Annotated in this window: 13 protein-coding genes and 1 riboswitch; of the genes, 1 reads left to right on the top strand and 12 read right to left on the bottom strand. The window is 43.5% G+C overall.

The features are described 5' to 3' along the window. Positions 1-299 precede the first annotated feature (299 nt). The 5 genes from metK to KQI22_RS09680 form a co-directional block, all read right to left on the bottom strand. Positions 300-1,487 (bottom strand): methionine adenosyltransferase, encoded by a 1,188-nt coding sequence (gene metK / locus KQI22_RS09660; RefSeq protein ID WP_216551869.1) that lies wholly within the window; start codon positions 1,485-1,487, stop codon positions 300-302. 63 nt (positions 1,488-1,550) lie between these two features. Next, a riboswitch (SAM riboswitch) is annotated at positions 1,551-1,648 on the bottom strand. A gap of 99 nt (positions 1,649-1,747) precedes the next feature. Next, positions 1,748-2,956 (bottom strand): GNAT family N-acetyltransferase, encoded by a 1,209-nt coding sequence (locus KQI22_RS09665; RefSeq protein ID WP_330623336.1) that lies wholly within the window; start codon positions 2,954-2,956, stop codon positions 1,748-1,750. Between the two features lie 100 nt (positions 2,957-3,056). Next, entirely contained in the window at positions 3,057-3,860 is an 804-nt protein-coding gene (locus KQI22_RS09670; RefSeq protein ID WP_216551870.1) for a PD-(D/E)XK nuclease family transposase, read from the bottom strand. Positions 3,861-4,324: 464 nt separating this feature from the next. Continuing rightward, positions 4,325-4,588, bottom strand: a complete 264-nt coding sequence (locus tag KQI22_RS09675; RefSeq protein WP_216551871.1) for a hypothetical protein — start codon at positions 4,586-4,588, stop codon at positions 4,325-4,327. A gap of 317 nt (positions 4,589-4,905) precedes the next feature. After that, positions 4,906-5,865 carry an Rpn family recombination-promoting nuclease/putative transposase gene (locus KQI22_RS09680; protein ID WP_216551872.1) on the bottom strand — a complete coding sequence of 320 codons (960 nt, stop codon included), beginning with the start codon at positions 5,863-5,865 and terminating at the stop codon, positions 4,906-4,908. Positions 5,866-6,425: 560 nt separating this feature from the next. On the opposite strand from KQI22_RS09680, the gene KQI22_RS09685 reads away from it, so the two are divergent. Beyond that, entirely contained in the window at positions 6,426-7,490 is a 1,065-nt protein-coding gene (locus KQI22_RS09685) for an HD-GYP domain-containing protein (RefSeq protein ID WP_216551873.1), read from the top strand. A gap of 84 nt (positions 7,491-7,574) precedes the next feature. Here the strand turns inward: KQI22_RS09685 and KQI22_RS09690 are convergent, their stop codons facing one another. From KQI22_RS09690 to KQI22_RS09720, 7 genes are all read right to left on the bottom strand, one after another. Further along, positions 7,575-15,311: a DUF1542 domain-containing protein gene (locus KQI22_RS09690; RefSeq protein ID WP_216551874.1), complete on the bottom strand. Its 7,737-nt coding sequence runs from the start codon at positions 15,309-15,311 to the stop codon at positions 7,575-7,577. A 148-nt stretch (positions 15,312-15,459) separates the two neighbouring features. Next, positions 15,460-16,803 (bottom strand): ATP-binding protein, encoded by a 1,344-nt coding sequence (locus KQI22_RS09695; RefSeq protein ID WP_216551875.1) that lies wholly within the window; start codon positions 16,801-16,803, stop codon positions 15,460-15,462. Positions 16,804-16,925: 122 nt separating this feature from the next. Beyond that, the gene (locus tag KQI22_RS09700; RefSeq protein ID WP_216551876.1) at positions 16,926-17,708 is read right to left on the bottom strand and encodes a response regulator; all 783 of its coding nucleotides are present in this window, start codon (positions 17,706-17,708) and stop codon (positions 16,926-16,928) included. Then, a complete protein-coding gene (locus KQI22_RS09705; protein WP_216551877.1) occupies positions 17,705-19,012 on the bottom strand; it encodes a sensor histidine kinase in 1,308 nt (435 codons plus the stop codon). Before KQI22_RS09705 ends, KQI22_RS09700 begins: the two co-directional genes overlap by 4 nt. Positions 19,013-19,098: 86 nt before the next feature. Further along, positions 19,099-20,391: a UDP-N-acetylglucosamine 1-carboxyvinyltransferase gene (locus KQI22_RS09710; protein WP_216551878.1), complete on the bottom strand. Its 1,293-nt coding sequence runs from the start codon at positions 20,389-20,391 to the stop codon at positions 19,099-19,101. A gap of 156 nt (positions 20,392-20,547) precedes the next feature. Further along, entirely contained in the window at positions 20,548-22,128 is a 1,581-nt protein-coding gene (locus KQI22_RS09715) for a M23 family metallopeptidase (RefSeq protein WP_216551879.1), read from the bottom strand. Positions 22,129-22,167: 39 nt separating this feature from the next. Beyond that, the gene (locus KQI22_RS09720; RefSeq protein ID WP_216551880.1) at positions 22,168-22,719 is read right to left on the bottom strand and encodes a helix-turn-helix domain-containing protein; all 552 of its coding nucleotides are present in this window, start codon (positions 22,717-22,719) and stop codon (positions 22,168-22,170) included. Positions 22,720-22,803 lie beyond the last annotated feature (84 nt).

Raw genomic sequence — 22,803 nt, forward strand, 5'->3', positions numbered from 1 at the left:
CGCATAGTATAATTACTATTGGTATTGTTATTTAGTAGCATAATTAATTATACCAAAAAATCGCTCAGACCTCACGGTCCGGGCGATTTTTCTGTCAGGGGAGTTTTTTTACAGCCCCTTGCGCCTGCGGCGGTCGCATGCGACATCTACATTGTGCGCCGCAGTGCGCATCCTCGCGGAGCATTTTTTTGTAATAGGAACGAAGTTTCCTATTACACAAAAAAATGGAAGCAACCGAAATTGCTTCCACCATTTTATATAGTAGTAACGATTTAAAATCACATACGCAAAATCGCATCTTATAAATATGCTTTCAGCGTATCAACCTTGTCCAGCTTCTCCCAAGGCAGATCCAGATCATGTCTGCCAAAGTGTCCGTAAGCTGCTGTCTGTTTGTAGATCGGACGTCTCAGGTCAAGCATCTTGATGATACCTGCCGGTCTGAGATCAAAGTTCTCACGGATGATCTCTACAAGCTTCTCATCGGAAAGCTTGCCTGTTCCGAATGTATCAACCATTACGGATGTCGGCTGTGCAACACCGATCGCATAAGAAAGCTGGATCTCACATTTTTCTGCCAGGCCTGCTGCCACGATATTCTTTGCCGCATATCTTGCTGCATAGGCTGCACTTCTGTCAACCTTTGTACAGTCCTTACCGGAGAATGCGCCGCCGCCGTGTCTTGCATATCCGCCGTAAGTATCTACGATGATCTTACGTCCTGTCAGACCCGCATCACCGTGTGGTCCACCGATCACGAAACGGCCTGTCGGGTTAATGAAATATTTCGTATCTGCATCCAGAAGTTCCTTTGGCAGGATCGGATCAAATACATATTTCTTGATATCTTCATGGATCTGTTCCTGTGTGACATCCGGGTCATGCTGTGTGGAAAGTACAACTGCTTCCAGACGGAGCGGCTTTCCGTTTTCATCATATTCTACGGAAACCTGGCTCTTGCCATCCGGGCGAAGATAAGGCAGTGTGCTATCCTTACGAACCTTTGCAAGCTGACGCGCCAGCTTGTGTGCCAGACTGATCGGATATGGCATATACTCTTCTGTTTCGTTTGTTGCATAACCAAACATCATACCCTGATCGCCTGCACCGATGGCTTCCAGTTCCTCGTCTGACATTTTGTTTTCCTTTGCTTCGAGCGCTTTGTCAACACCCATAGCGATATCTGCAGACTGCTGATCCAGTGCTACCATAACTGCACAGGTATCTGCATCAAAGCCGATCTTACCACGGTTATAACCGATCTCATCTACAGTTTCACGTACGATCTTCTGTACATCCAGATGTGCCTTTGTTGTAATCTCACCTGTTACCAGTACAAAACCTGTACAGCAGCATGTTTCACATGCCACACGGCTCATCGGATCCTGCTCCATGCATGCATCCAGAATGGCATCGGAAATGGCATCGCAGACTTTGTCTGGATGTCCTTCTGTAACAGATTCTGAAGTAAATAAACGTTTGTCCATTTTGTCCTCCTTTGACATTAAGAAAGTCCGCTTGAAACAAGCGGACCAATAAACATAGAAGTCCTCTTATTGTTCGATAGCTCGCTCAGGTTGGCACCTTCCCGACCGGGGGTTGCCGTGGCTTCACAGGTCCTCTGTACCTCCACCACTCTGAATAAGAGAAATTTACCAATATGAAGTTCTACGTAACTACATTGCTATAGCTACTATACGGCAGAATATAAAAGCCGTCAAGTGAAATTTTTATCAAATAAGCAATTCTATATATAGTCTGAAATGTACGGTATTTTGTGGAAAAGAACATCATCGAGACGGTCTACTGCTTCCGGCTTTCCCTCAATACGCTCCAGTGCATACAGACGCTCTGCGGTTTTATAGCCCAAAAGAAGAGTTGTCAACGTTCCAATCTCCATACTGAGCTTGTATTCCGGTTCTTCCTGTGTCAGATGACAGGCCCCTTCCGAAAAGCAAAGCCTGAAGGAACGGTTATTCCATGGCAGGAGCTTATCTTCAATCTCCAGTTCTATGTACAAAGTACCTCCATCCGGATCACATGGATAATTTTCCAGGAAACCCTCGATGTCGATGAGCCTTCCCATGGCATAGGGGCGGATCGTTTCCTTAATATCCCCGTCATCCATTTCAAAAGCGATCGGCTCGCTGAAATACGTATTGCCATGTACCTCATCGATCATGGAATCATGTGCATGGATATATTCCCAAAGTCCCTTTTTCGCTTCCCTGTTCAGATAAATCATTTCCTTGATATGCATGATATCATTTTTGATCAGATACACCATAAAGCCGCAAGGCTTATCCTTCGTATTATAATAAACTGCCACATTGGTATCATCCTCATCCCAACGCCAGTATTCTTCCCATGCAAGCGCATTTCGGAACAGGCAGCCATGCGTGATCGACGCAAAATGGGAATGCAGCTCATGGAAATCCGTGCTTTCCCAATCCACACGGCGCACATAGCCCGGTGCTTTTACCTTGGTCGGGATCTGCCGGTCTTTGATGTTAAAGGAGATCTTGTTGGAAATGATCTCCCAACCCAGATGATGATACAGCGGGATCGAATACGGATAGAGAAGCGCAAACGACCGTCCCTGTTTCTTCATATGAGAAAGGCTTTCAAACATCAGCTTCTTCATGATGCCCTGTCCGGTGTATTCCGGATAGGTACAGACACTCGTTACAAATCCGACCGGAAAAACCTCTCCGTAAATATTCATTTTCAGCGGATAGACCGCAAACTGTGAAATCAGGGTATCCCCATCAAAACAGCCCAGCACATCTGCACGCTCCAGCACCGGGAACTTCGATTGCTTGATCTCTTCGTCTTTCCAGCCTGTCGCCGTCAGCTCGTCCTCCGTTACCTGAAAGGTATAGCGGAGCAATGCATTATATTGATCCAGATCCTTTGTTTCCAAATAGCGCATTCCGTAATTTTCTACTGCGTTCACTTTCGTTCTCCTACCTGCTTTACATATAATTTGTTTTCCTGTAACTATTCAGAACCCCATTCACAAAATCGCATCTTACGATGCTTTCCTTTTATACCGGCTACTTGGCAAACGTGTCATAGTATTCCTGTGCTTTTTCTTCTGATAAACTGAACTTATTTACAAGTCTGGCAATTGTTTCTTCCTTTGGTCTGTTATATTCAACAGCTGATTCTACAGCTTCTTGGATTTTACCTTCCAATTTGTAATCTTCAACTAACTTGCACATCTTCTCAACCTCCTCAGAATCATGTTTCATTTCCTGTACCCTTTTGGATTGTTTCGGGAACTCCGGATTATTCATATCCGGATTCTTATATTCCTTCATCAGCCTTGCAATCTTGCTGTTATCTTTTCCAACGGTTGTAACGAATATCTCATGAAGTCCGTCATTCAATGCTACACCTGTTTCAATACATGTCATTTCCGCATGACTGATCGTCCTTCCATTGTGTAATACATCGAAATCCGCAATATAAATAACAAACAGTTCCTGCACCTGTTCAAACAAATCTCCCGGTTCCGAACGGTTTACCGTTATCACGGAAGCATTGTACCTTACTCTCTTCACATGGTTTTCATTATCAGCCCTTTGGATTTCAATATTAAATACAGTATCCTCATTGCCCTCCGCATAAGCATCCACTCGAATAGAACGCTTTCCGATGATCCTGATACTCTTCTGACCTGAAACAGTTTCTTTCTTTATTCTTAACAACGGATTTTCCAAAACAACCTGCAATAATTCCTCACAGGCATCCGGATCTTCCATCATCACTTCAAAAAAACAATCATCTATCGGTCGAAGCTGCCTGACAATTTCCAACTGTCTTTTCTCGGTTTTTCTTGTTTTTTTCTGATCCATTCCTCTTTCCTTTCTCTGTCTGTTTATAGTTACCTCTATATAAAAACAGAGAAAGCATTGCATTATGGATAGCTTTATTATATGTCATTCGAATGCTCTTATCAACATAACAATTTAAACCCATTTGTGGCATTTACCGTTGATTTCTCTGTTATATTTTAAATTGAAAACCCGGGCGAAATACCCTTTCATGATGAGCTAAAGCTCTGAGATACTCGTTGCCTGAAAGGCGCGATGAATATGGTTATGATAGCAGAGGAAAATCTTGAAGTCAACTGTAGAAACGCAGAAAATAAAACAAGAACAGCATATAGCCGCAATCACGTTTGGCTACCTTAAGTAGCCTACACTATCGATTGCTTGCTATATGTTGTTCATGTTTTTATATCATCTTTTTATAAGTTATTTTGTAATCTTTACAGACTTCTTCTGTCCTTTTCCCTTGAACAGGCTCTTGTAAGACTTCAACTGCTTCTTTGGTACTTTAATGACACAGTTCTTATTGATACCTGTAAATGCGCCTTTTCCTGATCTGTCTCAATATCTGCTATATCTACTTCTTTTATAGACTCCCCTGCTTCTTCTACAGCCTCCTGCTCTACTGACTCATCTACAATCACAGATGTTTCATTCTCTGAAACCGTTTCTGCCATTACCGGTATAGAACTGAAGAGCAGTGTTGTAGACAGTAAAACGGTCATCCATTTTTGTATATGTTTCTTTTTCATATGTATCCTGATTTCTTTCTTATATGACACTGAAAGTGTTTTAGCTTTCAGAAATCAACTATTTAACATTACAAAAAAAGCAGTACAGGTATCAGCAAAGCTGATATCTGTACTGCTTTCTATCCTTATTTATAATACTAACATTAAGACATACTACGTCTGTCTGTCAAAATTATCCCATTTCTCATAATCCCTGCAACCCCTTTTTAGATAAATCTCTTTTTAGTATATCTTTCACCTGCAGACAGGTCAAGCCCTCTTCTGTATTTCTTTTATACCGGTTGCTTGGCAAACGTGTCATAGTATTCCTGTGCTGGTTAAATCATATTCTCGTAATCGTCTCTATTGATTCCAATTTGTTTGCACGCTTCCTCTTCGGATATATGTTGGCTTTCTGCAAGTAATTGTACAGATTTTCTCAATAATTCTTTATCTTTATTCAATATCTCTTTTTGGTTTTCTATTACTGCCTTACTTTCCTCAAGCGCAAGCCTTGCCTCTTCCAGCCGCTTCTGGATTCCCCGCTCGTGATTGTAGTAGTCCTGCCTTGCACGGCATTGTTCTTTTACTATTTCATCCTGATTGTAAATATATAATGCCTCAGTGGCTTCCTGTAATTCCTGATTTCTTTCTGCCATCTGTTTCAGCTCCTCCCACGTTTTCGCTTTAAAAACCTGTGTCCAGTAGACCAGTCCCGTATCTACATCTTCTTGCGTTGCCAGTTTTGTTTGTGTTAAGTCTATCACATACAGGTTAAATTTTGTAGTATATACATTGTGATTTTTGATGTTCAGCATCCGGTATTTAGCAAAAAATTCCGGATATTCCGGGAAAAGTGTATAGTTTAAAAATCCGATATGATATACCGGTTTGACATTGATGTATTCATCTCCTTTTGCTACGTTATCATAGCTTCTGGCAAGATAAGACAAAGACCTTTCCGGCCAGTCTTTCAGATCAAGCACCTGCATTTCCAGATTGATAATCGTATTATTGTTGAGAAGTACATGGATATCCAGAATAAACGTTTTGTCATCAATTGCTTTCCCAGGTTCAATCGGATTTTGCACAACAATATCTTGCACATCTCCAGCATCCAGCTTCAGGCAAGCACATACAATGGAACGTAATACATTTTTATGCTTCTGTAAGATCACCCGAAACATGTAATCATTTAAAAACGTATACGGGATTATGCCCGTTGCATTTTTCAGTGCTTCCGATACCCCTTCCATTTTCAGTACATCTGAAATAACTGTCTTTTCTTTTTGTGACATACTTTGTCCTCCTTGTATAATTGATAGAATAATAATTGAAAATCCGGGCGAAATGCCCTTTTAAGATGAGCCGAAGCTCTGAGATACTCGCTGCCTGAAAGGCACGATGAATATGGTTATGATAGCAGAGGAGAACCTTGAAGTCAACTGTAGAAGTGTAGATAATAAAACAGGAACATCATATAGCAAGCAATCGATAGTGCAGGCGACTGAGATTTATCGCTCGTTTACCCGGCGGCGAGATCGAAACGCTCTTTTTCGACCAGAGCCGGGTAAAATACGAGCAAAATATACGTGAACCACCACACATATAAAATCGGCTTCGCCGATGTGTGGTGGCTGCATAATGAATTTGTTATACAAATTCATTACATTTCGCAAGGTAGCCAAACGTGATTGCGTCTATATGATGTTTCTGTTTTTATATCAACTTTTTATCGTTTATTTTATTCTTTTCCCTACACCCTTCTGTTTTCTTATCCACCCATGAATTGACAGATAAACCTGCAAAACGTATAATTTAACTAATTTTAATTGTTTATGATCGAGGGGCTGATAGGATGAAAAGAACTTTCATAGCCAATTTAATACCGGGCATGGTCACCGGTGAGGATGTCTATTCTTACAACAATCAGCTGATTGTTTCAAAAGGCACCAAGCTGACGGATAAGATCATTACCCGGCTTGAGTTTTATTCTGTTCCGAGCATCCGCATTATGGAAAACGATGTGCAGGAACCATCCATATCCGATCCTTATTCTGCACGTATTCAGGCAAGCCCGGAGTTCCTTAAATTTAAGGAAACTTTCGATACAACGGTCGTCGATTTCAAGGATCAGATCAACGATATCGTGGAAAAAGGCGCTCCGATCGATGTTTCTGCGATGCTGGATGATACGCTCGAGCTTTTGCAGGCAGACGGCGGAAGTGTCAATTTCTTTAATATGCTCCACAATATGCGTGCTTATGATGATCTTACCTACGCACATTGCCTGAATGTTGCCCTGATCTGCAATGTTTTTGCCGGCTGGCTGCATTTTTCACAGGAAGATACCGAGCTGGCGACGCTTTGCGGACTGTTTCATGATATTGGGAAGCTTTGTATTCCCGATTCCATTATCAAGAAACCGGATCGTCTGACGAACGAAGAATATGATGTGATCAAAACGCACACGATCGAGGGCTACAAGCTTCTGCAAAACCAGCCTGTCAACGATCACATCAAAAATGCCGCTCTCATGCATCACGAGCGCTGTGACGGCAGTGGATATCCTTTCGGACTGACCGGAAACCGCATTGATAAATTTGCCAAGATTGTCAGCATTGCAGATGTTTATGATGCCATGACGGCTGCGCGTGTTTACCGTGGACCACTCTGCCCATTTACCGTCATTGATATCTTTGAAAAAGAAGGGCTGCAGAAGTATGAATCCGAATATATTCTCTGTTTTCTGAAAAATGTTGTTCTTACCTACATCGGGCAACGTGTCCGCTTAACAAACGGGCAGGAAGGGGATGTCGTTTTCATCAATCCTCAACAATTTTCACGGCCCATGATCAAATGTGGAGATACCTTTGTTGATCTTTCCAAGCAGAAGGATATTGCGATCGAACGTTTGCTGTGATATGACTTATATCATGACATTATAAAAACTTGCATTTTTAAAGAGGATCACGATATTGTGATCCTCTTTCTTATAACTCATTTCTTATTTTACTGTTACTTTTACTTTTTTCGCATAACCGTTTCGTGCATATACATAGATGGTACAGCTTCCTTTTCCGACTGCCTTGATCTTTCCGCTTCTTGTTACGGTTGCTACGCGTTTGTTGCTCGTTGCATATCTCAGTTCTTTTGCGTGGGCATTAGAAAGTGGTTTCTTGTTCTTATCCACAAGTACGGTACTGCCTTTGATCTTCGATTTCTTACCAACCTTAAGCGTTACCTTACTCTTTTCTACCTTTACCTGCTTTACATTTGTGGCTTTTGCATTTTTCCGTCCCACAATATGTGCAGTAATGGTCTTGCCTAATACTACCTGCTCACTTCCAACAGTTTTATATGCTTCCACATAAATCTTATAATTCTTCTTCAGATCCAGTTTTGCACCATTAACCTTCTTTACAACAACCTTTGTATTTTTATCTCCGGTTACTGCTATAGCAGAGTCTGAGGTGAACTTTTTACCACAATACTGTACATATACACGATAGCCGTCAGCATCTTTTACGCGGCCCCATTCGATATTTACTTTTTTACCCTTCTGACTGACTTTCAGACCTGCGTTCATAGCAAGTGCATTTTTTTCCTGTTTTGCAGGCGTTACAGCACTGTTTTCTTTTTTAGCAGCATCTGACTTTCCGGCTTCTTCTGCCTTTGCCGTCAATGTCTTTTCTATATCTGTCACTTTGGTTGTCACTGCTGCTCTGTCTGTAGCCGCATTGATTTCTTTCTTTGCAGCCTCTGCCTGCTTATCGATCTCAGCCTTGGCAGCTTCTTTTTCCGCCTCTGTCAGATATGTAAGTGCATCGATTGCTTTCTTTGCTTCTGTTGCCTTTGCATCTACCTCTGCGATTGCTTTAGCTTTGGCATTTGCAAGATCTGTCTGCTTTGCCCCTTCGGTCTTCTCGCCGATTTCGGCTTCTGCACTCTTCTCCTGCTCTGCTACTTCTGCTTTCCTAGATGGATCATCGACTGCTTCGATTGCTTCCTTTGCTTCTGCTGCTTTTGCAGCCACTTCTGCCTTTGCAGCCTTCTTCTGTTCCTCTGTCAGATCTGGCAGTGCATCGATCGTCTGCTTTGCTTCCTCTGCCTTCTTCTCTACCTCTGCGATTGCTTTAGCTTTGGCATTTGCAAGATCTGTCTGCTTTGCCCCTTCGGCTTCTCCGTTAATTTCTGCTTCAGCTTCCTGCTGCTTATCTGCTGCAGCATTTCTGTCCTCTGCTTTTTCAACTGCCTGCTTAGCATTCTGTGCCTTCTGATCAACTGCCTCTTTTGCATCCTTCTTTTCCTGTTCTGTCAGGTCAGGAAGTGCATCAATGGCCTGTTTTGCTTCTTCCGCTTTCTGATCAATTGCCTCCTTTGCAGCACTCTTTATCTTGGTAAGTGATACAAAGCTGACTGAGACAGCACTGCTGTTTCCGGCCTTATCGACCGCAATGATCTTCTGTACTTTTTCGCTATCACAAGTAAGTGCAAATGCACCATCTGTTACGGTTACTGCATCACTCTCTGTATAGCTGTCAGAACCATCTGTGACATATACCCGATCCAGATTATCATCTGTAACAGTTACAACATACTGATTTTCTGTATAAAGTTCAGCTCCTTCTTCTACTCCACTGATTACAGGCTTTACAGCATCAAATACCATTCCATCAGATGAAAGATACTTCACATTGCCTGCCTGATCTTCTAACCTTGCATATACAACTGCCTTCTGATCCGGTGCAAGGCTGAATTTCTCATATGTCTTCCACTGCTCTTTCTCCAGAGCATTAACAGCCTCTTCTGTCATTGCCTGATCTGCAAGATAATACCGGACAGATTTCACACCTGATCCTGCATCTTCTGCTGTAATCACAACATCCTGTTTTTCCTTGAAGAACTTACCGAATGTAATCGTTTCAAGGAAACTGCTCCACTTATTGGCTGCAACTGTGATCTCACCTGTAGGAGCCGTTATATCCGCAATACCGATTACACGGATCGTAAGATCACTTTCAATACCGCTTATCTCAAATGAATCATCCTCGTTTGCCTTAACAGCTACAGATTTTCCAGATACATCTGTTGCGACTACTGCAAAGTTTTCTGTCTTGCTGTAGCCTTCTGCTACCTTTAATGTCAGCTTTGCATTTTCCTGCCAAGCAACTTCACTTGCATTACTCGTCAGACTGTAGCCAATCTGCTCCTCCTTTGCCGGAAGCGTTACCGTCAGCTTACGACCTTCTTTGATCTCAACGCTTGTTACCGGTGAAGCATTGTAATTCGGCTTTTCTGCCATACGGACTTCATAAGTGCCTGCTGCAAAGAGCATATCTGCATCCGTTATCTTTGTGAATGCAGCGTCTGCCTCACTACCGGCTTTGCGATATTCCATTTCAGCGGATAAACCTTTTATCTGTCCGTCTTTCTTATTCAGAATCGTTTCATCTGCTACTGAGAGTTCAGGTGCTTCCTGCTCTGCATTTATAATTGTAAATTCACAGGTCAATCCGTTATCCGGAAGCTCATAGTTTGTATTTTCCACTCCTGTGACTATTGCTGTATACACGCTTTGTCCGGATACTTCATTGGTATCAGTCTGTGCGCCTTCTATCTGCAGATCACAGACATCTCCTTCCAGCAATCCTTCTGCCGTCGCTGCAGGCGCCTGTGGTCTTCCGCTGTAAACAAGTGTTGTACTGCCCCATTTAACAGCTGTTAATTTTCTTGCAGTGATATCGGCATATACAGTTCCCGGATAGTAGACGTTGTAGTTTTCAGCCTTTGTATCTCCGTTTGCCGCTGTTACGATCGTTTCGCTGTTATTGATCCTTACTGCCTTCTTCACAGCTGCATCCGCATCTGCGAAAGTTGCTGCCACATCACTGATCTTCAGTTCCTGTCCTGCAATGCCTGTCTCTACGGTTGCTGTGACATTTGCCTTGACTGTTCCGTCATAAACCTTATTCTCAGCTATTACTCTTGCGAAAACCTGTTTTGGCAGGATCTCAAAATCTGAGGTTCCGACCGCTTCCAGATAATCATCGTCTGCCTTTACCGTGATACGGACTCTGTACTTTCCTGCATCAACCGGTTTTTCCGTTGTATAATCCGCATCTTCCGCATCTGCTGCTTTATATTCGATCGATACATCTGCCTGCTCTGTTCCGCAGTCGTTTGTTGTCGAAAACTGTGGCGTATTGACAGGTTTTGCATCATATTCTTTTGACAGATCCTCTATATCTGCTACGATGCCTTCCGCTTTTAATACATGTAAAGCAATTTCTGTTGTGGCAGGCGCATCGTTTTTATCCATACCGTTTTCGGAAACTGCCTGTACATATTCCTTACCCTGCGGATTATAAGAAACCGTCAGCGTATAGTCCTGCGCCTTTAAACCGGATAAATAACTGTTTTTAAATGTAATCTCACCATTTTCCGCTACCGTATAATCTGTATCAGGTATCAGTACAGTCTCTCCGTTTGCAATGCTCTTTACTGTATTTCCGTTTAAAATAACCTTTGCCGTTACATCATTTTTGGCAGTTCTTGTATAAGTAATGCTATCCGTATCCTGCTCGGAATCTGTATAGATTACTACACCGTCAGAACCAATGATTCTTGTATTTCCCGCAAGATCGGAAACTTTCGCATAAACAACATTAACGCTGTCCGGATTGATGCTGAACGCTTTCGTATAGTCTGTCCATGCTGCAGATTCCAGCTGTCGAAGCTGTTCTTCAGTCATTTCCGCATTTGCTACATAATACTGTACACTGCCCAGACCAATACCGCTGTCATTTGCCCGGATCGTAACCTCTTTACTTTCCTTGAAGAACATGCCAAATGTGATCTTATTCAGTACATTTTTCCATGTCTCATCTGCAATCGTGATCTCAGCATCCGGTGCTGTCACATCAATGTGTACTCTGACATTGACTGTCACATCCTGGTAGTTTCTGCTTGTGATCAGAACCGGGATCACTGCATCTGCATCACCGTCTGCAGCGCCGGACAATGTATAAGAAAGGACGCCCTGATCCGTTACCGTTACACTGCCATGCGCAAGCATATTCTGCGAATCCTGCACATCTCCGATCCGATACTGTACATCCTCCAGATCTCTGTAAGAATAATCCAGTTCTACCGTCTTTTCCGTTGTATCGTCTTTTGCATAATACGCGTCTGCAGGATCAATGGCAGCAAGCGGTTTCTTTGTGATCTTAAATTCTTTTTCAACGACCGCTTCCTTATAATGCGCTGTTTCTCCGACTGTTGCACGTATCATATAACTTCCTGTATCAACAGGTTTGCTGTCTGCGCCGCCAAGAGATGTATATCTGTCTCCGTCTTTTACGAAATACTCATATACAACCTCTCCGTTTTCCAGATTGTTCTCTACAGCAGGTTCATAAGAATCGCCGTATACATAAGAATCCTCCAGTACGATCTCCGGCTTTGCTTCCAGTTTCTCGATCGTCAGGATTGCCTGTCCTTCTGCAACAACCGGTTCTTCCTCGCCTTCATCTATGGTCATCTGATACTCATAAGTATATTTGCCCGGTTCCACATAAGCCTGTGCCTCCGTTAAAGTATAGGCACCATTTTCATCACGGAACAATACTGTTACGCCATCTTTCAATGCATCCATAACAGAAAGTGTCTGTTCCTTTCCATTATATGGCACGGTTGTATCTTTTACCGGTGATACACACCATTTTTTCAGTGCCACACCTTTATAATTATTCCGGCCACTCACACGGATCGTATAAACACCGTAGTCAGAAGCGGATGTATCTCCTGTCACATAAATATCATTTTCTGTCAGTTCAGCCCCTGCCACCAGATCTTTGTCATTCAGGAACAGTTCCGGTGTGTGCTCTGTTTTATCATAAGCATAATTCAGCGGTGAAATTGTGATCATATCAGCAGTGATCGTTTTACGCTCGATCGCAAATGTAACACCACTCTGTACCGTAATCTTATAATTCGGATTTGCTTCCTCACTGAACGGATGCGCTGCATCTTCCGTAATTTCGTAATTTCCGACATCTTCTCCGGTCGCACGGCGTTTTAAAGCACCTGTCAGTTTGTCGTTACCGACAACATCTGCTTCGTATGCGATCTCCGGATCAGCTTCTCCGTAAATCTTGCTCTGTCCGGCAAGCGGTACTACCGTAACCGGTTTTCTTTCAATCGTGAATGATGTCTTTATCTTTGCAGCCTGATAATATTCTGTTTCCGCAATATCTGCCTGTACCCAGTAAATACCTGCATTCTTCGGAACACCGCCCACTTCATCCGCACCATCTGCTTCCGTGGTCTTTTCGCTTTCTTCACAGGTTTCTTTTGTATAATAAGTATATGTGACATCACCGTTAATGGTTGCGCCGGAAAGTACCGGTTTCTTCGGGCTGTCTCCATAAGTCCAGTTCTCTAATGCCAGTACGGGAGTGATGGTAGATTTTACAATGCTCCACTTCATATCGATACGATCCAGACGATTCGTTCCATAATTGCCGATTCCCTGAATACGGATCTTATGATCTCCGAGCAGATTGTTGATCTGATCTCCCGTTACCGTGTAATCTTTACCACGGATCAATTCTTCCTGTGTATCATTATCAATAACTCTGACAACCGGCTCTTTGTCTGTGTCGTCCCAGGTATAGTAGTAATTACCGTTTTCATCCTGTTCGATCGTCTGACCGTCTTTTGCAGTCAGTGTAATTGTAACATTGCCTTTGAATGTCTTGGGACTGATCACAAAATCAATGGATATATCAGCCGGCAGCTTATAATTATCATTGTCAAGCGCACTTGCTGTTGCATGATAGCTGCCTGCATTTGTCTGCTCTCCGGACACTGTGATATTGCATACATCGTTATCGTATACTCCGGTTGCTGTTGCTTCCGGCTTCTGCGCCTTTGCATTATAAACAAACTCTGTGCTTCCCCATTCAATACCGATCTCTTTCTGCGCGATCGTATATTCTGTCTTTGCCGTCTCAGCATCGAAGGTATAATTCTTATTGGAAAATCCTGTTACCTGTGCGGTATAGGAACCGCCCTCTTGGTTAGCATCTTTCTCCGCACCGGAAACAGTCACCTCACAGGCATCTCCTTCGATCAGATCATTGGCTGATACGGAAGGAACCTGTTCTTCTCCATTATAAGTAAATGCTGTCTCGCCCCATGTCACACCGACTCTCTTCGGTCTGATCATGACGCTGACTGTTCCGTATTTATCTGCATATTCCGGTTTTGAAACCTTATAATATACCGTATATGCATCTCCATCTGCCTTTACATCCGTAAAGACAGGTTTTTCAGCTGTGTATGTTCCGTTTTCCGTAGCAGAGTACGTCACAGTCGCACCCTCAGCCAAACCTGAAACCTGTACATCTGCAACTGTATGTGCCTTCTTATTATAAGTCACATCAACCGGTGTTGCCTTCACAGCATCCTCCGGAATGATTGCTTTTTCGATCGTTACATCATAGGATAATGGATTCTCTTCCGATCCCAGATCATTGTGATTGCTGTCCGCCTTCACGTAATAATAAACTGTATAGGACTCTTCTGCGCTGACACCCTTTGGCGGCTCTGTGCTCCATGTGCCATCTTTACCCAGTTTATAATACACGGTTCCACCGTTCGGACTTGCCGTAACAAGCGTTTTTTCTGTTCCGTCATATACAAGTCCCGGTGCATCGCCAAGGTTTGCACTGGCATCTGCCTTTGTGATCTCGAACATCTTCTTTGCAGTAACGCCGCCAGCTGTAATTGCCGCATAGTAAACACCTACATTTGCTGGTGCAGCACCTTCACCGGATGCACCATCAGCAGTTGTTGTTTTTGTTGTGCATGCCTCGTCTTTATAATAGGTAATTGCAGGCGCAGCATTTTCCGTTGTAGCTTCCCACGCAGCTGCCTCATCACTTCCATAGGATGCTGTTACTACATTGCCGGTATATTCCTGTGAGCTGGCAGAAAGAGACAGCTTAATCGGGTTATCCTTTGTTACTGATAAGGTACAACCTGTTTCGCCACAATACCAGATCAACGTATCATTTGCTGTATGTGTTGTTGTAACATCATAATGGTTTGTATGCGTATGTGGTTTTTCACTTTTTACCAGATAAATATGCATTGGTTCGCTTAAGAAAAAGTTCTCACACCAGTCATAATAACAACTATAAATCCATCCTGTCGCTGCTGCATGAGTTTTCTTATTACTGATCGGATATGTCTCATTATTAATATATTTAATTGCACCTTCATTACAGTTGTCAAATCCGGCTCCTTTAGCGATAATACTAACTATTGCCTGCGCACCGGCTCCTTTTGTGGTCAACTTATATGTACCGTTTGCATCATATAAGATAGCATGATCTGTGCTAGATAGGCCTACGAGTCTTGCCTTATGGTCCCCATAATTCTGCGAATTTGTTGCAGTTCCATTTCTATCTATCGTAGAAAGGATCTGCATTTTTGCAGCTCCCGCCGATAAATTCGTCACTGTTTGTCCTATAGAATAAGTATCCGTAGTAAAAACATACATTTCACCATTAACTAAATCGGATGCTTGTGTAATTTCTCCCCAAATATAGGTATTTTCATCTGCTGCATATGTTGTCATGCTACCTACCGGTATCAATGTAAATACCATTACTAATGCCAGCACACTGCTGAGCAGACGTTTCATTATCCTTTCTTTGCCTATTTTTTTATTCATCTGAATACCTCCTTTGATAACTATTTGTATTTCTCTCTATTCCCAAATTGCCAAATAATATGATATATTTTGTCAAATTCCGCTATAGTATAACAAATAAATGGGCACGATTTGGATACTCCCATATAAAAAAACGCCTTACCGAATTTTATTCGGTAAGACGTTTCTCCAGTGCCAGTCCGATCAGACGGTCTGTCTGATCAGCCATAAATAATGGGATATTCAACATATCATCATCCAGTTTCAGATTATCCAGCGAGAAGCGTATACGAAGTCTGACCTTATCCGGAAACAGCTCCTTAAATTTCTTTATGCTCCTGCTGGTCGTATTTGCTTCAGATTTTACTTCAATAGGGAATATATCATTTTCCCGCTGGATCAGGAAATCTACTTCATAAGGCGGATTTGCCTGTGTCCAGTAACGGGGTGTCACTTCAAACTGCGTCATCAGTGTTTGCAGCACATAATTTTCTGTCAATGCACCTTTAAATTCCGTAAACAACCGATTACCCTCTCCAAATGCAGTAGGTGCCAGCTGCGCCAGACGGCGGAGCAATCCCACATCTGCCAGATATATTTTAAAAGCTGACAAATCATCATAAGCTGCCATTGGCAACCCCGGTGCTGTACTCCTATAAATCTTATGAACCAGCCCCGCATCTACCAGCCACTGCAGGGCATCTTCATATTCGCGGGCTCTTGCTCCTGTCTTGACAACTTTATAGAGGAACTTCTTATTTTCTCTCGCCAGCTGAGAAGGAATTGATTTCCAGATCATGGAAATTTTAGGAAACTCACTGGTATTTGGATGTTTTGCAAAATCACGCTCATAAGCACTGATAATATCAGACAGTGCTTCCTGCATAGCTGAAACGTCTCTTGCCTCTGTCCACATTCGCACAGATTCAGGCATACCTCCCGTAATATAGTACATTTTCAACTTTTCATATAGGGGATTGAAAAAAGCATCAGGAATCGGCTCGATCACATTTACACTTTTCAGATAAGAAACCATGTTTTCATCCCCATTTGCAAGTAGAAATTCCGAAAAAGTCATCGGATTGATCTGCATAAAGTTAACCTTGCCTACCGGAAAAGAAGATGGCTTTGCCAGTGCGATGCCCAACAACGAACCTGCGCAGGCAATGTGATACTGCGGTGCATTTTCGCAGAAATATTTCATCGAATTAATGACCTTCGGGCAATCCTGTACCTCATCAAAAATGATAAGTGTTTTTTCAGGCAATATTTTTTGACCACTGACCAACATCAGATTTTGCAAAATACGTTCAACATCTTTCGTCGTTTCAAAGAATTGCTTATATTCTTCATTTTCGTCAAAGTTAAAATACGCGGTATTTTCGTAATAACGCTTACCAAATTCCTTCAGTATCCAGGTCTTTCCCACCTGACGTACCCCTTTTAAAATCAGAGGTTTCCGATAAGGAGAGTCTTTCCAGTCCAGCAGTTTTTTTAATACGGATCGTTCCATCTGTTCCTCCATCACATTTTTATACATATTTATGTGAAAATAATCACATTTTTATATGTATTTGTGTGTAAAAAATCACATTTTTATTATATTATATGAGGAAACGCCCCAAATTACAACTGTCATTTCATACTCAGAGATGCATTCGTCACTTCTCCCCAGCTGTACTGTGCCATGTACTGCCCATGGTAGGCATTGATACCCCGGGCTGTACCGGCAAGCCATTCGTAATAGTCGCATTGAAATGCTTCCTTATTGACGCCCATTCCACCCCAGTGGCTGTTGATCACTTCTGAGCAGCCTGCATCGGCAAGTGTGGAAAGAAGCGCTTTCTTACATTTTTTCAGGTAGGAGTAATGATCTGCATCATCCTCCCAAAGTGCAGCCACAATCTCTCCGTTTGTACATACAGCACCGTTTCTGTCCACGAGATATGCCAGAAGTTCCTTCGATTTTGCCACTTCAAAAAACAGTGCCTTTCCCTCCACGAATACTTCAAAATTACCAAAGCACTGTATATATACAGAATCCTGTCGATTTTCCAAAACAGGATGACGAAGATTCTCCAGTTCCCTTGCAACCTGCTCTGTCGTCACAGGCTTTAAAATATAACCACTGCAGCGGATCTGTGAAATCGCATCGTACAGATACTCGCTGTAGCCCGTGGTAAAAATAATATTGATCTGCGGTCTGAGCAGCTTCAGCTGTCTTGCCAGCTCCATGCCATCCATCCCCCGCATATGAATATCCAGAAATATCACATCCACCCTTTGTTCTTTTACGCAGGCAAGGCAATCCGATGCTTTGTTAAATGAGATCAGCTCTGCCTGTGGCGCTGCCTCTCTGATGCACCTGCAAAGCCGCTCCAGCATCAGGGCTTCATCATCTACCGCTATTATTCTCATACTGCTTCCTTTCCTGTTTCTTCCTCATCCGGTATGTCAATCACCACTGTAGTTCCTTTTCCTATTTCACTTGTGATCGTCAATGTTCCGTTCACCATCATTTCCAGTCTGCTTCTGACACTGTCTATCCCCACGTGGTCTCTACCGTCATTTTTGATACGCTGCGTCACATCAAAGCCGCAGCCGTCATCCCGTATCACGACCTGATATCCTGTTTTTGTCTGACTTGCCATGATCGTGATCGTACATACTTTTTCGCTTCCCATCATACCATGCTTGACTGCATTTTCCACCAGAGGCTGTACAGAAAGTGCAGGCAGTCTGAAATTTTCTGTCCGGATATCATAGACAACCCGGATGGCATCCTGAAATCTGATCTTCTCAATCCACAGATAAGTTCTGACATGTGCCAGTTCTTTCTGAAATGAAACAGGAGTCCGATCTCCCATATGCTCCAGATTCATGCGCAAATATCCGGCGAACCGGTTTGTTACCTCTTCTGCCATTTCCGGATCCTTTCGGCAAAGCTCCGCGATCGTTGACAGCGTATTATATAAGAAGTGAGGCTGTATCTGGCTGATCGTCAGGGCGATCTGACTTTCCCAGAGCTGTTTTTCTTTTTGTGCCAGATTTTCATTTTGCTCCATCACAGCCTCGGCGAACAGCAGGATCATGGAAATACTGATCGCAATATTGGTCAGGGAAATACCGTAATAAAACAAAAGCCCGATCATAGCCAGAATGGGCAATACAATATAAGAAAGCATTGCAACAAAGGTCCGCACGCCCAGACGTTTTCTGTATTGAACCAGTAGTGTCACATCCAGTATCGTCACAAAAAGAGGCAGCAGAACAGAAAGAAAATATCCCGGTCTCCGATAATACAGGTTATTGGAATCAATGTTATAGTACAAATGTGTAAACTGCGAAAGTATCACGAGCAGCATGGCAAATACGGCGATACCATAGCCCAGCAGGATTCTTTTATCGTGGCGGTCATCTTTGCCGAACAGGGTATAGCATAAATAATCATGATATAAAAACAACATCACATCGCTCAGAAAAAACACAAGAAAATTGCTGACCAATACAACATAACCGGCCGTTCTGCCGGAGATACCGCGATACCCCCACGCCACAGCATCACTGAATAACAGACAGCTGCTGCATAACAAAAGATGCAGCATATCTCTTCTTTTTGTTTTTTCAAAATTTTTGCTCAAAAACATACAAATTGCTGCGATCAGTGAAAAAATACTCCCCCAAAGCAGCATTGCAATGTGTAATCCCTGTCGGTTAAACATGTTCTCTCATCCTCACCGTATCATGCCTGAAAGCTGCATAACATTTCAAAAAAAGCCTGTCCAGGTTGACCGGACAGGCCCTTGTATCATCCAATCTTCAGTTTCAACTTCTGTACTTCATTCTCATCGGTCGCTTTTTCGATCTGCGCTCCAAGTCCTCTGAGCTTGGCATCGAAATCTTCATATCCACGCTCTATATACAGGATATCATCCACAACCGTGATGCCTTCCGCCGCAAGACCTGCGATCACAAGCGCCGCGCCCGCACGGAGATCCGGTGCATCGATATGGGCTCCGGTGTATTTCTTAACGCCTTCAATAATGGCTGTGTTGCCTTCTACCTTGATGTTGGCTCCCATCTTTGTCAGCTCGTCCACATAACGGAAACGATTTTCAAAAATGCTTTCCGTTACGATACTGGTTCCTTCCGAAAGCGCCAGCGTCACAGCGATCTGTGGCTGCATATCGGTCGGGAAGCCGGGATAGGCAAGTGTCTTGACATGGGTATGGGTCAGTGGCTTGGAAGATACCACACGAACCGCATCGTCAGACTCTTTGATCTCACAGCCGATCTCGATCAGCTTCGCACTGATGGATTCCAGATGCTTCGGAATGACATTTTTGACTGTCACATCACCCTTTGTGGCTGCTGCAGCAAACATGAATGTTCCTGCTTCGATCTGATCCGGAATAACGGAATATTCTGTTTTATGAAGCTTTTCCACGCCGCGGATACGGATGACATCCGTTCCTGCGCCTTTGATATTGGCTCCCATGCTGTTTAAGAAGTTTGCCACATCAACTACGTGCGGCTCCTTCGCAGCATTTTCAATGATCGTCTGCCCTTCGGCAAGTGCTGCTGCCATAATGATGTTGATGGTTGCACCTACCGTGACCACATCCATATAAATATGATTGCCGACAAGCTTTTCTGTCTCTACACAGATATGACCGTGCGAAATATCTGCCTTGGCGCCCAGTGCGCGGAATCCTTTTAAATGCTGGTCGATCGGTCTGCTGCCGATATTACAGCCGCCCGGAAGCGCCACTTCTGCTTTTTTATATTTACCGAGCAGAGCTCCCAGCAAATAGTAAGAAGCTCTGATCTTTTTGATATATTCATTATCTACAACCAGGTCATTGATATTGCCTGCGTTGATCTTGACGGTATGTCTGTCGATCCTGTCAATATGCACACCGATCTCTTCCATCGCCTGCATCAGCACATTCGTATCTCTGACATCCGGTAAATTTTCTATCGTAACGGTCTCATCCGTCATCGTTGCTGCTGCCAGAATCGCCAGCGCCGCATTTTTCGCACCGCCGATCTCCACCTCGCCAACCAGCGGATTTCCACCTTTGATTACATATTGTTCCATGTCACACCTCAAATTTAGTGTATCCTGTTTATCTACTAATTATATAACACAATATATAGGTTTGTAAATTGTCTATTTTGATACAGATTTACGCATTTCTACCCGCAAAATTCGGTAAATCCATTGCATTCGCTTCCATAAATTGGAGAAAATTGCTTAGTTTAAATAATTCAGCGGATTTACCTGCGCACCACCGATCAGAATTTCAAAATGCAGATGCGCTCCTGTACTTCTGCCGGTATTACCGGACAGCGCGATCTTCTGCCCCTGCGAAACCTGATCTCCCACGCGTACAAGTACCTTGCTCAGATGCCCGTATCTTGTCTGTCTGCCATCCGCATGATTGATATAAACTACATAGCCATAACCGCTTCCCCAGCCTGCTCTGACAACCGTTCCTGCGCTGGATGCCACAACCTTGGTGCCAACCGGTGTTGCCCAGTCAATTCCCTTATGGTATGTGGAAGCACCTCTAGTCGGGGCTTTTCTTCTGCCAAACTGGGAAGATAAGCGACCTCCGGAGATCGGTTTGATATAAGTCGGCGGAATCTTCGTTCCTTTTTCAATGATCTTCGGAACCGCGGCGACTGTGACTTCTTCTTTTAAGATTTCCGTCTCTGTTTCCTTTTTATTATGGTAAGACTTCAGCGCCGCCACTTTTCGATGGCCGGCAGATGGCTGCTGCAGAACCTGTGTATCTGTCGTGTACCAATCGTCATTGTAAACATACTGGATATCCGCTTCATAATCTTCTTCGTAATAAACTTCTTCCTGCCTGTCAATGGAAAGCGCCGGCTCCGGCGAAGTGATCACCAGTTCTTCTCCGACACGGATCATGGAATTCTCATCCTCAAGGCTGTCATTAAGCTCGATCATCTTGTCCAGCGGGATATTACAGTTTATCGCAATCTCGGAAAGAGTATCTCCTTGCTGTACCTCATAGATCTGCTGCTGATCCTGCTCTTTTGTCAGAAGATCCTTCGCATCTGCCAGCGACTGGATCTGATCTGTCGGGAGATAGGATTCTACGATCTCCACATTATCCGCATAGGAAAGCCGGGTCAGGCCGTAATCGAAGTCATCAAAGGTCAGTTCTTTTGCTGCCTGTGTATCTTTTACCATATCGGCAAGTGCCTTTGCACAGCCTGCCATCAATGGTCTGTCCTGTTCTTCAGCCTCTTCTGCTTTTTTCTCTACCGCGCTCTTTGCCTCTACTGTCAGTACATTCAGTTCTCTCGTCTGATCCGGACCGAGCTGTGCAACAAACTGCTGCCCTTCCTGATACTGGTCAAGCGCAGCCTGCAGGGCTTCCGAAACCTCCTGCACACTGGATAAATTGATCATAAGCTGATTGATCTTGATCGTAAATGCCGGCTGGATCGTCTTGATCTGGGATGCTGTCAGCACCTCTTTCATATTCGCAACGATCTCATCCTCACCCGTAAACCGGGCAAAATATGCTTCATGTCCTGTCACGGAAAGCTCCGCATCTGTCAAAAACAGTGTATCTTCGCTCCGGGCGATTTCTTTCCTCGCCTGCCATAAGAGGGATTCCGCCTCTTTTGTATCTGAAACAATTCCGACCTGCTCTCCATTCAAAGTGATCTCAAAGACATTATTTCCCGTCTTTTCTACCTTTGTATAAGAAGGCAACAAAAAAAGACCTGCTAATGCGATCAGAAAAGCCGTCTTCCAATATGTGGTTTTCACATGTCTGTAGTATTTCGTAATTTTCATAACAGGTCTATTTTATCAGCTATTTGTTTAATTGTAAAGTCAGGACACCGTCATAACAACGCTCATCTGCGCCTGTCCGTCTCCCATATTCTTCCATGTATATTCTCCGCCCGCACACAGGCATGCAGAGTCTCCGCTGGTCAGCTCCAGTTCTTTATTTTCATGGTGCAGTATCAGTGTACCCTGTGTGACCGTAACATATTCCGTCGTATGCGCTCCATGTGACGGAAGCTGCATTTGTGCTCCCGGTTCAATACTGATCGTATAAATTTCAAAATTCCGGTCTTTGTCAAACGGAAAAACAAGTCTGACCGCATAGCGGCTCTGTGCGCTTCTTGTCACGCGGCATTGATCCTTTTTCACAAGTGAGATCGGATCTTTTTCCCGGTAAAGCAGATCTTCTATACCGATCTTCAGTCCTTCGCAGATTTTGGCAACCGTCGTGATCGTCGGATTGGATTCGCCTCTTTCAATCTGCCCGAGCATACTCTTGCTGACAAGTGTCCGCTCCGAAAGCATATCCAGACTCATATTCTGTTCTTTCCGGATCTTTCTTAAATTAATCGAAATGTTTTTGTCGATCGTATCCATAAGCGTTTCCTTCCTCCGCATGTGCTTGGTTTTCTTCCCGCTAACAAAAAATAGCATCAGGAAAAATCCTGATGCTACGTCTTC

This window comes from Kineothrix sp. MSJ-39, assembly GCF_018917935.1.
Classification (GTDB): domain Bacteria; phylum Bacillota; class Clostridia; order Lachnospirales; family Lachnospiraceae; genus CAG-194.

What these genes read in the sequence shown, in the direction of transcription:
- metK (WP_216551869.1), bottom strand. Translation starts at nt 1,487, where the DNA reads ATGGACAAACGTTTATTTACTTCAGAATCTGTTACAGAAGGACATCCA.
- KQI22_RS09670 (WP_216551870.1), bottom strand. Translation starts at nt 3,860, where the DNA reads ATGGATCAGAAAAAAACAAGAAAAACCGAGAAAAGACAGTTGGAAATT.
- KQI22_RS09675 (WP_216551871.1), bottom strand. Translation starts at nt 4,588, where the DNA reads ATGAAAAAGAAACATATACAAAAATGGATGACCGTTTTACTGTCTACA.
- KQI22_RS09680 (WP_216551872.1), bottom strand. Translation starts at nt 5,865, where the DNA reads ATGTCACAAAAAGAAAAGACAGTTATTTCAGATGTACTGAAAATGGAA.
- KQI22_RS09685 (WP_216551873.1), top strand. Translation starts at nt 6,426, where the DNA reads ATGAAAAGAACTTTCATAGCCAATTTAATACCGGGCATGGTCACCGGT.
- KQI22_RS09690 (WP_216551874.1), bottom strand. Translation starts at nt 15,311, where the DNA reads ATGAATAAAAAAATAGGCAAAGAAAGGATAATGAAACGTCTGCTCAGC.
- KQI22_RS09695 (WP_216551875.1), bottom strand. Translation starts at nt 16,803, where the DNA reads ATGGAACGATCCGTATTAAAAAAACTGCTGGACTGGAAAGACTCTCCT.
- KQI22_RS09700 (WP_216551876.1), bottom strand. Translation starts at nt 17,708, where the DNA reads ATGAGAATAATAGCGGTAGATGATGAAGCCCTGATGCTGGAGCGGCTT.
- KQI22_RS09705 (WP_216551877.1), bottom strand. Translation starts at nt 19,012, where the DNA reads ATGTTTAACCGACAGGGATTACACATTGCAATGCTGCTTTGGGGGAGT.
- KQI22_RS09710 (WP_216551878.1), bottom strand. Translation starts at nt 20,391, where the DNA reads ATGGAACAATATGTAATCAAAGGTGGAAATCCGCTGGTTGGCGAGGTG.
- KQI22_RS09715 (WP_216551879.1), bottom strand. Translation starts at nt 22,128, where the DNA reads ATGAAAATTACGAAATACTACAGACATGTGAAAACCACATATTGGAAG.
- KQI22_RS09720 (WP_216551880.1), bottom strand. Translation starts at nt 22,719, where the DNA reads ATGGATACGATCGACAAAAACATTTCGATTAATTTAAGAAAGATCCGG.